Annotated in this window: 14 protein-coding genes; 12 read left to right on the top strand and 2 right to left on the bottom strand. The window is 40.1% G+C overall.

What is annotated here, in order from left to right; genetic code table 11:
• The first annotated feature begins 3 nt into the window (after window positions 1-3).
• From mrdB to lipA, 6 genes are all read left to right on the top strand, one after another.
• Window positions 4-1,116, top strand: a complete 1,113-nt coding sequence (gene mrdB / locus EL244_RS04790) for a peptidoglycan glycosyltransferase MrdB (protein ID WP_006812826.1) — start codon at window positions 4-6, stop codon at window positions 1,114-1,116.
• A gap of 13 nt (window positions 1,117-1,129) precedes the next feature.
• The gene (gene rlpA / locus EL244_RS04785; RefSeq protein ID WP_039854014.1) at window positions 1,130-2,107 is read left to right on the top strand and encodes an endolytic peptidoglycan transglycosylase RlpA; all 978 of its coding nucleotides are present in this window, start codon (window positions 1,130-1,132) and stop codon (window positions 2,105-2,107) included.
• Window positions 2,108-2,298: 191 nt separating this feature from the next.
• A complete protein-coding gene (dacA, locus tag EL244_RS04780) occupies window positions 2,299-3,510 on the top strand; it encodes a D-alanyl-D-alanine carboxypeptidase DacA (RefSeq protein WP_126459151.1) in 1,212 nt (403 codons plus the stop codon).
• A 155-nt stretch (window positions 3,511-3,665) separates the two neighbouring features.
• A complete protein-coding gene (gene ybeD, locus EL244_RS04775; protein ID WP_004257083.1) occupies window positions 3,666-3,929 on the top strand; it encodes a DUF493 family protein YbeD in 264 nt (87 codons plus the stop codon).
• 124 nt (window positions 3,930-4,053) lie between these two features.
• The gene (gene lipB / locus EL244_RS04770; protein ID WP_126459148.1) at window positions 4,054-4,698 is read left to right on the top strand and encodes a lipoyl(octanoyl) transferase LipB; all 645 of its coding nucleotides are present in this window, start codon (window positions 4,054-4,056) and stop codon (window positions 4,696-4,698) included.
• 70 nt (window positions 4,699-4,768) lie between these two features.
• Entirely contained in the window at window positions 4,769-5,734 is a 966-nt protein-coding gene (lipA, locus tag EL244_RS04765) for a lipoyl synthase (RefSeq protein ID WP_006812830.1), read from the top strand.
• 178 nt (window positions 5,735-5,912) lie between these two features.
• Here the strand turns inward: lipA and cspE are convergent, their stop codons facing one another.
• Window positions 5,913-6,122 carry a transcription antiterminator/RNA stability regulator CspE gene (cspE, locus tag EL244_RS04760; RefSeq protein WP_006812831.1) on the bottom strand — a complete coding sequence of 70 codons (210 nt, stop codon included), beginning with the start codon at window positions 6,120-6,122 and terminating at the stop codon, window positions 5,913-5,915.
• Window positions 6,123-6,338: 216 nt separating this feature from the next.
• Window positions 6,339-6,797: a methylated-DNA--[protein]-cysteine S-methyltransferase gene (locus EL244_RS04755; protein WP_006812832.1), complete on the bottom strand. Its 459-nt coding sequence runs from the start codon at window positions 6,795-6,797 to the stop codon at window positions 6,339-6,341.
• 287 nt (window positions 6,798-7,084) lie between these two features.
• Here EL244_RS04755 and nrdH point away from each other — a divergent pair, with 287 nt between their 5' ends.
• From nrdH to mprA, 6 genes are all read left to right on the top strand, one after another.
• Complete coding sequence (gene nrdH / locus EL244_RS04750; protein WP_112836349.1) at window positions 7,085-7,312, top strand: glutaredoxin-like protein NrdH; 228 nt, start codon at window positions 7,085-7,087, stop codon at window positions 7,310-7,312.
• 9 nt (window positions 7,313-7,321) lie between these two features.
• Window positions 7,322-7,756 (top strand): class Ib ribonucleoside-diphosphate reductase assembly flavoprotein NrdI, encoded by a 435-nt coding sequence (nrdI, locus tag EL244_RS04745; RefSeq protein WP_039854017.1) that lies wholly within the window; start codon window positions 7,322-7,324, stop codon window positions 7,754-7,756.
• Entirely contained in the window at window positions 7,749-9,881 is a 2,133-nt protein-coding gene (gene nrdE / locus EL244_RS04740; RefSeq protein WP_126459145.1) for a class 1b ribonucleoside-diphosphate reductase subunit alpha, read from the top strand. The genes nrdI and nrdE overlap by 8 nt, the downstream gene beginning before the upstream one ends.
• Before the next feature lie 14 nt (window positions 9,882-9,895).
• Complete coding sequence (gene nrdF, locus EL244_RS04735; RefSeq protein WP_006812836.1) at window positions 9,896-10,867, top strand: class 1b ribonucleoside-diphosphate reductase subunit beta; 972 nt, start codon at window positions 9,896-9,898, stop codon at window positions 10,865-10,867.
• A gap of 135 nt (window positions 10,868-11,002) precedes the next feature.
• Complete coding sequence (locus tag EL244_RS04730) at window positions 11,003-12,205, top strand: MFS transporter (protein WP_172597500.1); 1,203 nt, start codon at window positions 11,003-11,005, stop codon at window positions 12,203-12,205.
• A 660-nt stretch (window positions 12,206-12,865) separates the two neighbouring features.
• The gene (gene mprA, locus EL244_RS04725) at window positions 12,866-13,384 is read left to right on the top strand and encodes a transcriptional repressor MprA (RefSeq protein ID WP_126459138.1); all 519 of its coding nucleotides are present in this window, start codon (window positions 12,866-12,868) and stop codon (window positions 13,382-13,384) included.
• The last annotated feature ends 93 nt before the right edge of the window (window positions 13,385-13,477 follow it).

Below are 13,477 nucleotides of genomic sequence, written 5' to 3'. Positions count from 1 at the left end.
CCCATGACTGACGATAAGAAAAAATTACCGTTATCCACACGTCTGCATATCGATGTGCCGATGTTATTGATCATTATTGCTCTATTAGCCTATAGCGCGTTTATTATGTGGAGTGCTAGCGGTCAAGATCCTGAAATGATGGAACGAAAATTGGGGCAAATTGCCTCCGGTTTCGTTGTCATGATAGTAATGGCGCAAATTCCCCCTCGCCTGTATGAAAGCTTGGCACCCCACCTGTTTATTTTTTGCGTTATTTTATTGATTTTTGTCGATGTATTTGGGCAAATTAGTAAAGGCGCCCAACGTTGGCTTGACCTTGGTTTTGTCCGTTTTCAGCCCTCTGAAATAGCCAAAATTGCTGTACCATTAATGGTGGCTCGATTTATGAATCGAGACCAATGCCCACCTACACTTAAGAATACCTTTATTGCTCTAATTATTATTTTCTTACCCACTTTATTAGTCGCAGCCCAACCTGACCTTGGAACATCCATTCTCGTTGCCTGCTCTGGGCTATTTGTCCTATTTCTTGCCGGAATGAGCTGGCGATTGATTGCAATTGCGGCGGTAGCACTCGCGGCCTTCATCCCGTTACTTTGGTTCTTTTTAATGCACGATTACCAACGTTCACGTGTGATGATGCTACTCGACCCAGAAACAGATCCTCTAGGGGCGGGTTATCATATTATTCAATCTAAGATAGCCATTGGTTCCGGTGGGTTAATGGGGAAAGGCTGGCTGCAAGGTACTCAATCTCAGCTAGAATTCTTACCAGAACGCCATACAGACTTTATCTTTGCGGTATTGGCTGAAGAACTCGGACTTATCGGGGTTCTCATTTTGCTAGGTCTATATATCCTATTGATTGTCCGAGGGTTGTATATCGCTGCTAGCGCCCAAAATACGTTTGGCCGTGTTATGGTGGGAGGATTGATCCTCATCCTGTTCGTGTATGTATTTGTGAATATCGGTATGGTGAGTGGGATCTTACCGGTTGTAGGTGTGCCACTCCCATTGGTCAGTTATGGAGGTTCCGCCTTGATTGTTTTAATGGCGGGATTCGGTATTATCATGTCCATCCATACCCACAGAAAATTTCTTTCTAAGAGTTTATAAAATGAGGCTTAGTATGCGTTTACAATGGATTATGCTTGCCATGACCGCCACATTGCTCAGTGGTTGTGTTAACGAAGACGTTAAACAACCTGCCACTGTGCCAAGCAATGTTCCAACACAAGACGTGTTAGGGGCTGAGCCACACTATGAGCCTTACCACCCAACAGCCAATAACGATTACCAGCGCAACGGCCAAACCTATCAAATTGTCCGTGATCCAGCTCAGTTCTCTCAAGTCGGTTATGCTGCTATTTATGGTCAAGAAGCATCAGGGCACCTAACGGCGATTGGTGAGCGTGTCAATCCTGTAGAATTGACGGCATCTCATCCAACCCTACCAATTCCAAGCTACGTCCGAGTCACTAACATGATGAACGGGCGTATGATGGTTGTGCGTGTTAATGACCGCGGTCCTTATATACCTGGGAAAAGTATTGCACTATCCCGGGCAGCTGCGGATCGTTTAAATTTAATGCAAACAACAAAAATTAAAATTGATGCAATTCAAGTGGCGCCAGATGGTAGTTTATCTGGTCCCGGCAGCGTCGGTTCTAACTTTGTTAAACAAAGCTATGCCCTACCGGATCGACCACAATTAGGTTCTAGTCCTCTTGGGACTCCTGTAATGCAGGAATCTCCGGCTCCGGCAAATACATTACCGGTGAAACAGCCTGTAGAGCCTATGCAACCAACCATGCCAGAAATGAAAGTCAATACCCCAGAACCCGAAGTGGCACCACAAGCTGCGGCTGAACAACCCGTTCCCGAACGTGGTTTTTTAGTCCAAGCTGGCGCTATCAGTAGTAAAGCGAATGCCCAAAGCATGCTTGACGGTCTGAAAACTCAGTTCAATGTTCCGGGGCGCCTACAGCCTTATAATGGCATTTATCGTGTTCAGTTAGGTCCATTCTCGACAAGACAGCAAGCGGTTGATATCCAAAGTCGTCTACAGTCAGAAAAAAATCAACAATCCATGGTGGTTGCACCGTAACGGGTTGTCTACACTTAAGAACTTATGTTGTGAGGGAAAATTAAATTCACTTTCCCTCTGCAACTTAATATCTATCAGGTATAAAATAACGTAAATTTGTTGGCACAGTACAAGAGCTCTTCTCTCTGCTTTTGAACTTTTGTTACACTGCGCTTTTTGAGTAACCGAACATCGGATGTAATGATACAACCATGAAAAATGTCTTCCCATCACGCATTGTGCGTCAGACAGCCTTGGCTTCAGCACTGCTTATTTCTACTGTTAACTTTGCAAATGCTGATGAAGCATTTCCAAATACATCCATACCCGCAGCGCCAACCATCGACGCCGAAGCCTACATCTTAATTGATTATAATTCAGGTAAAGTTCTCGCCGAAAGCAATGCCGACCAACGCCGAGACCCAGCAAGTTTGACCAAAATGATGACCAGCTATGTTATCGGTCAAGCAATAAAATCAGGGAAAATTGGGGCAAATGACATGGTCACCGTGGGTGAAGATGCATGGGCAACCGGTAACCCGATTTTCAAAGGCTCGTCATTAATGTTTTTAAAACCGGGTGATAGAGTCAGTGTTTCTCAGTTAACCCGTGGGATTAACCTACAATCAGGTAACGATGCCTGTGTTGCAATGGCAGACCATGTTGCAGGCGATCAATCTAGCTTTGTTAACTTGATGAACAACTATGTCTCTAAATTAGGCTTACAAAATACGCACTTTCAGACTGTACATGGCTTAGATGCCGAAGGTCAGTATAGCTCAGCTCGTGATATGGCATTGATTGGTCAAGCGCTTATCCGTGATGTTCCTGAAGAGTACGAAATTTATAAAGAAAAAGAATTTACCTTTAATAATATCCGTCAAACAAACCGCAACGGTTTATTATGGGATAAAAGCCTCGCTGTTGATGGTATCAAAACAGGTCATACTGATGCAGCGGGTTATAACTTAGTCGCATCAGCTAAAGATGGCGATATGCGCTTAATTTCTGTCGTTATGGGTGGCAAAAGCAGCAAAGGGCGCGATGCCGAAAGTAAAAAATTGCTGACTTACGGTTTTCGTTTTTATGAGACAGTAAAACCACTGCAAGCTGGAGTTGAATTTGCAACGACTCCCGTCTGGTTTGGTGATGAAAGCGAAGTTAAATTAGGTGTAGTTGATGACCTGTATTTGACTATTCCTCGCGGTCGCTTAAAAGACTTAAAAGCAAGCTATGAACTAACAAGTACTGAAATTGAAGCCCCATTGAAAAAAGGCCAGCAAGTCGGTGTGATTAGTTTCCAATTAGATGGTAAAACTATTGAACAGCGCCCATTAACGGTACTCAAAGATGTTGAAGAAGGCGGATTCTTCAGTCGTTTAATTGATTACATCAAATTGTTATTCCATCGCTGGTTTAGCTAATACTTGAAATTGAAATTAGTTATCCCCATATAGTTTGTATCAGAAAGCCTGTGATGAAATATAAACTATTATGGAATCATAAATTGGCTGGTGAAATCTCTATTTCTCCCAGCCAATTTTTATGCAGGCGCTAATTCATTATTTTAGGAGTGCCCATGAAAACAAAATTAGGTGAACTGCTTGAGTTCCCATGTCCATTGACCTACAAAGTGATGGGCTTAGCACAACCAGAATTGGTTGATCAAGTGATTGAAGTGGTTCAGCGCCATGCTCCGGGTGATTACTCTCCAGATGTGAAACCGAGCAGTAAAGGCAATTATCACTCCGTCTCCATCACCATTAATGCTACTCATATTGAGCAAGTTGAAACGCTCTACACTGAGTTAGGTGCATTAGAATTAGTTAAAGTTGTCCTTTAATTAATCCCGAAAAACCGAGCATAACGCTCGGTTTTTTGTACCTACAAAAAACACCTGCCAATAATACGACAAACTGGTGATCTCATTTCTGTGGCGTTATACTGCCGACTCATCTTTATAGCGTGTGGATATCGAAATTTTGTCAGATAAAAGCATAATACTGCGCCAGCTAGGGCTTGCTCCCTATCAAACCGTTTCAGATGCAATGCACCAATTTACTGAATCTCGTACACCAGAGACGTGTGATGAAATTTGGCTAGTGCAACATCCCCGCGTGTTTACACAAGGTCAAGCGGGTAAAGCAGAACACGTTTTAGCTCCCGGTGATATTCCCGTGATCCAAAGCGATCGTGGTGGTCAGGTAACATATCATGGACCCGGCCAACAGGTTATGTATGTTCTCATCGATTTAAAACGCAATCACATTGGTGTACGTGAGCTTGTCAGTGCATTGGAAACCAGCGTGGTCAACACGCTAGCACATTTCAATATTTCGGCTTACCCGCGTCCTGATGCACCTGGCGTATATGTTAATGGCGATAAAATTTGCTCTCTTGGCTTACGCATCAGAAAAGGCTGTTCATTTCATGGATTAGCACTAAATATCGATATGGATCTTGAGCCTTTTAACCGTATAAATCCTTGTGGTTATAGTGAATTAAAAATGACCCAAATGAGAGCCCTGTCTCCAAATGTTACACTAAACGATGTTCAGCCAGTGCTAATTAATCAGTTCTGTGACACACTTGGATTTCATATTGTTCAATAATAATGCTATAATTTTTTAACATTTCTCAAAAAAATTTTAATGGCAAAAAGATAACTGGAACCGGCACATTATGAGTAAACCAATTCAGATCGAGCGTGGAATTAAATATCGTGACGCCGATAAAATGGCACTGATCCCTGTTAAAAACGTGGTCACGGAACGTGAAGAAATTCTACGTAAACCTGAGTGGATGAAAATCAGATTGCCTGCTGACTCTACGCGTATTCAAGGCATCAAAGCTGCTATGCGTAAAAATGGCTTGCACTCGGTCTGCGAAGAAGCTTCCTGCCCTAACCTCTCTGAATGTTTTAACCATGGTACTGCCACCTTTATGATTTTAGGGGCTATCTGTACACGCCGCTGCCCGTTTTGTGACGTTGCTCATGGTCGTCCAAATGCACCAGATGCCAATGAACCCGTTAAACTAGCTCAAACAATTAAAGACATGGCGCTACGCTATGTGGTGATTACATCCGTGGATCGTGATGATTTACGTGATGGTGGTGCACAACACTTTGCTGATTGTATCAGTGCAATCAGAGAAAAAAATCCAACAATTAAAATTGAAACGCTGGTGCCCGACTTTAGAGGACGAATGGATCGCGCATTAGAGATCCTGACAGCAACGCCACCGGATGTCTTTAACCATAACCTTGAAAACGTTCCACGGGTTTACCGTCAAGTTCGCCCCGGTGCAAACTACGAGTGGTCATTAAAGCTGTTGGAAAAATTCAAAGAAGCGCATCCAGAAATCCCGACAAAGTCAGGTTTGATGGTTGGTTTAGGTGAAACCAACGCAGAAATTATTGAGGTTATGCGTGATTTACGCCGTCATGGTGTAACAATGCTAACTCTGGGCCAATATTTGCAACCAAGCCGCCATCACTTACCGGTAAAACGCTATGTTAGCCCTGAAGAGTTTGATGAAATGAAACAGGCTGCAATGGATATGGGCTTCACCCATGCTGCATGCGGTCCGTTCGTGCGCTCTTCCTACCATGCTGACTTACAAGCTAAAGGCGAAGAAGTTAAATAATATTCACGATTTTCATAAAATATTATCCGCATAGACCTCAATGGTTACATTTAACCATTGAGGTTTTTTATTAATTTATCTATAGCGTTTTAATCGCTAATCTTTAACTGCAATAGATAAAAAAACTCGCGCTAGCAAAGCTAGTGCGAGTTTAGGCTGTTCGTTTCTAAGTGTTTAATTACAGAGAGATAACGTTAGCAGCAGATGGACCTTTTGGACCTTCAGTGATTTCAAATTCAACTCTTTGGCCTTCAGCTAAGGTTTTGAAACCATCGCTTGTGATAGCAGAAAAGTGAACAAAAACATCTTTGCTACCATCTTCTGGAGTAATAAAACCAAAACCTTTAGACTCGTTGAACCACTTAACGTTACCTTTAACTTTAGACATCAAATATTACCTTTAAAATAAAATAGACACACCATCTGTATCAAGCTCAGTACATCAGATCTATAAGTTACTTGTCTACAACCTAGATCACGAAAATTGATTTAAATGATAAAAAATTATTATTTATCCGTATTTTCGTCTCTTAAGACGGCGATTATTCTTAATAATAGCCATTAATACAAAGGTAAGTATTACTGATGGTTAATTTTTCAGAGATTACTCCTCGTGAATTAATAACCAATCTTTAATATCTAATCCTCCAGTATAGCCCACCAATTTTCCATCATGCCCAAGTACTCGATGACAAGGAATAATCAATGAAATCGGGTTACGAGAATTCGCCATTCCTACTGCGCGGCAATAATTGACTGAGCCTAATTTTAAGGCGAGATCTTTATAACTCCAGCGCTCGCCATAAGGAATATCACACAAATGCTTCCACACCTTTTTCTGGAACTCCGTTCCATTAGGATTCAAGGCAACTGAAAAAACCGTCCTTTTATGATTAAAGTATTCCTTTAATTCTTTTGCACACTGTTTGGAATGCTCACTCTTAGATTCTTTTTCTGTTTTTTCATCCACAAAATAGATACTCGTTACCCCGTTATCATCAGCCGTAATATGGATCCACGGTTTAGGAAAGTTTTCTGGTGCTGCCAAATATTGATGATACATAACATCTCCTTAAAAGGATTCACTTACCTGATTGTATATACAGTTATAAAGTAAATTATTTCTACTTTGCAATGATATTTTTTCTCAGTGTGGCAAAAGGAATCATCTGCCCCTCTATTTTTTTATTTTCAATGTTAATAACAGCATAGCAAATAATTCGAATGATTATCATTCAATAACACAAAACACCATATATTGTATGGTTGAAATAAAAATGATCTATATATAGGATTTAAACATTATTCAATCCACAACTACCACGTATAGAAAATGTAAAGGCGAAAAATATGACTGAGATTACCATTTATAGTAAACCTAACTGCGTTCAGTGTAATGCCACTTATCAAGCGCTCGATCGTAAACAGCTTTCCTATCAAGTCATTGATCTTAGCGATAACAATCAAGCAATTGAATTTATTAAAAAACTTGGTTATCAACAACTACCGGTCGTGATCGTTGGTGAACAGCATTGGTCAGGCTTTCGCCCCGACATGATTAACACTTTAGCGGATTAGGCTCCCATTATGGGTACGAAATCTCTCATTTACTTTTCGAGTCGTTCGGAGAATTGCCACCGTTTTGTGGAAAAACTTGAACTACCCGCGACTCGAATCCCCATAGAGCACACAGCACAGAGCCCTATCATCGCCTCACAACCCTATGTTTTACTTTTACCAACCTATGGTGGAGGAACCAGTAAAGGTGCGGTTCCCAAAGAAGTGATCCATTTTTTGAACATCGAAACTAATCGATCATTCATTCGCGGCGTCATTGCAGCGGGCAATACCAATTTTGGTAAAGCGTATGCCATCGCTGGCAATATTATTGCCCAAAAGTGCCATGTGCCTTTTCTTTATCGTTTCGAATTATTGGGTACTGAGCAAGATGTTCAATCAGTCAAACAAGGGCTGAAATCTTTCTGGCAACGCGTTTATAACGGAAATCATCCCCATGGATAAAATGCAAGATATACACAATGTTGATTACCATTCCCTCAATGCAATGCTCAACCTGTATGACAGTGAAGGCCGCCTGCAATTAGACAAAGATAAACAAGCTGCTCATGCTTATTTCCGCCAGCACGTTAATCAAAATACCGTTTTTTTCCATGATCTAAAGGAGAAACTCGATTTTTTAGTGAATGAGAATTACTACGAATCTGAAGTCTTAGAACAATATGAATTTCAATTTATTAAGCAGCTTTTCAAGCAAGCCTACGCTCACAAATTCCGTTTTAAAACCTTTTTAGGTGCCTTTAAATATTACACCAGCTATACCCTTAAAACCTTTGATGGGCAGCGATATCTTGAACGTTATGAAGATCGCGTCTGTATGGTCGCCCTCACCCTTGCACAAGGCTCAAAATCATTAGCTTCACGGTTAGTTGATGAGATTATTAGTGGACGCTTTCAACCCGCTACGCCGACATTTCTCAACTGTGGAAAAAAACAACGGGGAGAATTAATTTCCTGCTTCTTACTACGCATTGAAGATAATATGGAATCCATTGGTCGCTCAGTAAACTCAGCTCTCCAACTTTCAAAACGTGGAGGCGGTGTCGCATTTTTAATGACGAACTTACGTGAGCAAGGTGCGCCAATTAAACATATTGAGAACCAATCCTCTGGTGTGGTTCCTGTGATGAAAATGCTAGAAGATGCTTTCTCTTATGCAAACCAACTTGGAGCAAGACAAGGCGCTGGGGCTGTTTATTTACATGCCCATCATCCCGATATTTTACGTTTTTTAGATACCAAACGCGAAAATGCTGATGAAAAGATCCGTATCAAAACACTCTCTCTTGGTGTTGTGATCCCTGATATCACCTTTCAGTTAGCTAAAAATAATGAAGATATGTACCTATTTTCCCCTTATGACGTTCAACGGGAATATGGTGTCGCCATGTCTGAAATTAGTGTCTCCGAAAAATACCATGAAATGGTAAACAATAAGGCGATAAAAAAATTCAAAATCAATGCGCGAGAATTTTTCCAAACAATTGCCGAGATACAGTTTGAGTCTGGTTATCCCTATATCTTATTTGAAGATACTGCTAATCGAGAAAACCCAATTGCAGGACGTATTAACATGAGCAATTTATGCTCAGAAATTCTGCAAGTTAATCAGCCTAGCACTTATGAAGATGACCTCAATTATAAAACAGTCGGTAAAGATATTAGCTGTAATTTAGGTTCGATGAACATTGCCAGTACCATGGATTCCCCATATTTTGCATTATCGATCGAAACCGCTGTACGAGCATTAACTGCTGTATCGGATATGAGTTACATCAATTCAGTTCCCTCTATTGCGCAAGGTAATCAGCAATCTCACGCTATTGGTTTGGGGCAGATGAATTTACATGGTTACCTTGCAAGGGAACATATCTATTATGGTTCAGAACAGGGATTGGACTTTACCAATATTTATTTCTATACCGTCGCTTACTACGCATTAAAAACATCGAACCAACTCGCGATTGAACGCCAACAAACATTCGATGGTTTTTCCGCATCAAAATATGCCAGTGGTGAGTACTTTGATAAATATATCAACAAAATATGGTCACCAAAGACACAAACCGTTCAGGAATTATTCCGACGTTCGGGTATCGAAATTCCGACACAAGCAGATTGGCTAGCACTCAAACAATCCGTCATGACCTATGGAATTTATAACCAAAATTTACAGGCAATCCCGCCGACAGGATCAATTTCCTATATCAACAATTCAACATCCAGCATTCATCCAGTAGTTGCTCCGATTGAGATCCGTAAAGAAGGTAAAATTGGTCGAGTCTATTATCCAGCACCGTTCATGACCAATGAGAACCTCAAGTTCTATCAGGATGCTTATCAAATCGGTCCTGAGAAAATTATTGATACCTATGCAGAAGCCACCCAACACGTTGACCAAGGCTTATCTTTGACGCTGTTTTTTGATGGTGATGCCACCACGCGAGATATTAACCGCGCCCAGATCTACGCATGGCGAAAAGGTATTAAAACCCTGTATTACATTCGATTACGCCAAACTGCACTTGAAGGTACCGAAGTGGAAGGCTGCGTCTCTTGCTCACTGTAAAAGGAAAATAGGCTATGACCACCAGCGCATTAAATCGCCCTATTCAAGCAATTAACTGGAATCGTATTCAAGATGATAAAGATCTTGAAGTGTGGAACCGCTTAACCACAAACTTTTGGTTACCTGAAAAAGTCCCATTGTCTAATGATATAAATTCGTGGAATACTCTCACAGCAACAGAGAAAAAGCTGACTATCCGTGTATTCACGGGACTCACACTATTAGACACCATCCAAAATACGGTGGGAGCACCTTGTTTAATGGCGGACGCACAAACACCTCATGAAGAAGCCGTACTCTCTAATATCAGTTTTATGGAAGCAGTGCATGCTCGCTCCTATAGCTCAATATTCTCAACACTTTGCTCTACCCCAGATGTTGATGAAGCCTATCGTTGGAGCGAAGAAAATAGTGCCCTACAAAATAAAGCTAAAATCATTCTGTCTTACTATTGTGACTCCCATCCATTGAAGAAAAAAGTCGCCAGTGTGTTTTTAGAATCTTTCCTGTTTTATTCTGGATTCTATTTACCAATGTACTGGTCTAGCCGTGGAAAACTCACCAATACAGCAGATTTAATTCGTTTGATCATTCGTGATGAAGCGATCCACGGTTATTATATTGGCTATAAATTTCAAAAGTCTCTCGCCACCTATAATGAACAGCAGCAAAATGAAATTAAAGAGTTCACGTTTTCCTTACTTTTTGATTTATATGAAAATGAGATTAAATATACTCAAGAGCTCTATGATAGTGTGGGGTGGAGTGAAGATGTAAAAAGCTTCCTACATTACAACGCCAATAAAGCATTAATGAATTTAGGCTATGAGGCATTGTTTCCTGAAGCTATCACCCAAGTTAGTCCTGAAATTTTATCGGCACTTTCTCCTGATGCTAATGAAAACCATGATTTTTTCTCTGGCTCAGGTTCATCCTATGTCATCGGCAAAGCCGTGAGTACTGAAGATGATGATTGGCTTTTTTGAATAACACCAACAAAAATATCCCGCATTAAATCCCTCAAAAAAATAATAAAATAAATGAAATCATTTATACAATGAACCTTCGCAGTGGGTTAGGCTTATGGCCAACCCACTGAATCACAAAATGACCTCTGAAGCATGGCGAGCATGAAAACATCATCGACGGAACTCACTACTGGACTCACTTTACTCATGGCGATTGCCACTGGCTTAGTTGTTGCCAGTAATTACTATGCGCAACCGCTACTGGAAACTATCGCTGTACAATTCAATTTAACCACTAACATGGCAGGTTTTATCGTGACTGCCGCTCAGTTAGGGTATGCGGCGGGGCTTCTCTTTTTAGTCCCTTTAGGGGATCTTTTTGAGCGTAAAAAACTCATTATTATTATGACATCACTGTCAGCTAGCGGCTTATTGATCACCGCTGTTTCCGATAGTATTTGGCAAATCTTACTCGGTACCGCCCTGACTGGTTTATTTTCCGTCGTCGCTCAAATACTCGTTCCAATGGCTGCATCTATTGCTAAACCTCATCAAAGAGGTAAAGCCGTTGGTACCATTATGAGTGGGTTATTACTCGGTATTCTATTAGCTCGAACAATTTCTGGTGCTGTCGCCATGGTGGGTGGTTGGCGAGCAATTTACTGGGTTGCTTTTGGATTAATGTTCATTCTTATTATCGTGCTAGCCATTAAGCTTCCTCGATACCATCAAAAATCGGCACTTAATTACTTTCAACTGATTGGTTCAATTGGGCGGCTATTTTTCACCACGCCAGTTTTAGCGACTCGCGCATTACTGGGCGCCCTGACTTTTGCCAATTTTGCACTGTTATGGACTGCCATGGCATTTTTGTTGGCCAGCCCACCATTTAACTACTCAGAAGGGACGATTGGATTGTTTGGATTGGTCGGCGCTGCGGGGGCCTTGATGGCCTCGCAAGCAGGTCGTTTAGTCGATAAAGGCAAAGGCAAATTAGTCACTACCGTTGGTTTAGTATTATTGCTACTTTCTTGGTTTCCAATTGGATTAGCAAAATACTCATTGATTGCATTTATTGTCGGAATTTTAATTCTCGACCTTGCCATCCAAGCCGTTCATGTAACAAATCAAAGTACGTTATACCGTATTATGCCGGAAGCTCGAAACAGGTTAACTGCTGGCTATATGACTAGCTATTTTATTGGTGGGGCGCTTGGTTCTTTACTCTCTGGATATGCTTATGAGCAAGCAGGTTGGATTGGAATTGTTATCTCAGGAGCCTCATTAACAGGCATCAGTTTAATTATCTGGTTAATAGGTTTTCGATTTGACCCACAGGTTACCTCCCCTGAATAGCCATCTACTTATCATTCCAATAACTATAACAGTCCGTTTATTATTATGGTTATTGGCTGGCTTGGTTAAATTTAAATCAGTTAATTTATCGTTATTCCTCATCTCTATTTTGAGAAATTACAATAATTATTATTACGAATAGCTAACAATGATAAATAGTTTAACCAAGGTATAGTTTATATAGAAAAAGTTAATAAGTGACACAGTTAAACAAAAGGTATATCTTGATAAAATGGTATGATTATTGTTCAGCCTGAAATAAATATGTTTTTATATGATAAATTATAAGCGGTTTATCTGTATTTATTCCTCAAACGGATAAATAACCATCTATATTGTAATTATTGAGTAATAAAAAAAATGGTATTGAGTTAATACAATGTGATTATATATTGTTTTATATGATTTTATTTGTCGTATAAAATGCAATTATTATATCGTCAGTTTGCCTATTTTATAGTAAAAATGCAGTCATTGTTAATTGAACTATACTAACTTTGGTGAAATACATTCATAAAATTTATGATTAATGTATCATTATCAAAATAAACTGGATGATATTAATTAAGTATAATTGCTAATTCTAACTTTTAATATACCATTTACACGGTTGATTACAGTTGAAATCTTACCAACTGAAACGAATAAGGTATCCAAATAATGGAAAGTTCATTTACACCGACAGAAGAATTACTCAACGCTCGCGTCGCGCAACAAGATTCACTCGAAAACCCAATTCCTTATCAAGAGATTTTATTAACTCGCCTGTGTATGCATGTTCATGGAAAATTATTGGAATCGCGCAATAATATGCTCAGAGCGCAAGGGGTAAATGAAACCCTATTTATGGCCTTAATGATCCTTGATACCAAAGAATCTCACAGTATACAGCCATCCGAATTAAGTGCAGCCCTAGGTTCTTCTCGAACCAATGCTACACGTATTGCTGATGAACTAGAAAAAAATGGTTGGATTGAACGTAAAGAGAGTCACAATGATAGACGCTGCCTACACCTGCATCTAACAGAGAAAGGCTCGGAGTTTTTAAGTGGGTTATTACCTCCACAACATAAAGCATTAATTGATATCTGGTCAAGCTTAGATATCGAAGAAAAACAACAACTTGATAAACTAATGCGTAAGTTACTATCTAAACTGGATAACATGAAGGAACAATGACAAATAACCTTACTCTTTGAATGGTTAATGTATTTGAGGCATTCTAAGGTTTAAAAAGGAAAAAAAGATTTTCCAGTTACTAATATTTCATTA

It is taken from the genome of Providencia rustigianii (assembly GCF_900637755.1).
GTDB classification, from domain to species: domain Bacteria; phylum Pseudomonadota; class Gammaproteobacteria; order Enterobacterales; family Enterobacteriaceae; genus Providencia; species Providencia rustigianii.
This window is presented reverse-complemented; position numbering and strand designations above follow the sequence as displayed.

Bases quoted from the DNA above. Each gene is read 5' to 3' on its own strand.
- nrdH (WP_112836349.1), top strand. From the start codon at position 7,085: ATGACTGAGATTACCATTTATAGTAAACCTAACTGCGTTCAGTGTAAT.
- mrdB (WP_006812826.1), top strand. From the start codon at position 4: ATGACTGACGATAAGAAAAAATTACCGTTATCCACACGTCTGCATATC.
- nrdI (WP_039854017.1), top strand. From the start codon at position 7,322: ATGGGTACGAAATCTCTCATTTACTTTTCGAGTCGTTCGGAGAATTGC.
- mprA (WP_126459138.1), top strand. From the start codon at position 12,866: ATGGAAAGTTCATTTACACCGACAGAAGAATTACTCAACGCTCGCGTC.
- nrdF (WP_006812836.1), top strand. From the start codon at position 9,896: ATGACCACCAGCGCATTAAATCGCCCTATTCAAGCAATTAACTGGAAT.
- cspE (WP_006812831.1), bottom strand. From the start codon at position 6,122: ATGTCTAAAGTTAAAGGTAACGTTAAGTGGTTCAACGAGTCTAAAGGT.
- EL244_RS04730 (WP_172597500.1), top strand. From the start codon at position 11,003: ATGGCGAGCATGAAAACATCATCGACGGAACTCACTACTGGACTCACT.
- nrdE (WP_126459145.1), top strand. From the start codon at position 7,749: ATGGATAAAATGCAAGATATACACAATGTTGATTACCATTCCCTCAAT.
- lipA (WP_006812830.1), top strand. From the start codon at position 4,769: ATGAGTAAACCAATTCAGATCGAGCGTGGAATTAAATATCGTGACGCC.
- rlpA (WP_039854014.1), top strand. From the start codon at position 1,130: ATGCGTTTACAATGGATTATGCTTGCCATGACCGCCACATTGCTCAGT.
- dacA (WP_126459151.1), top strand. From the start codon at position 2,299: ATGAAAAATGTCTTCCCATCACGCATTGTGCGTCAGACAGCCTTGGCT.
- EL244_RS04755 (WP_006812832.1), bottom strand. From the start codon at position 6,797: ATGTATCATCAATATTTGGCAGCACCAGAAAACTTTCCTAAACCGTGG.
- ybeD (WP_004257083.1), top strand. From the start codon at position 3,666: ATGAAAACAAAATTAGGTGAACTGCTTGAGTTCCCATGTCCATTGACC.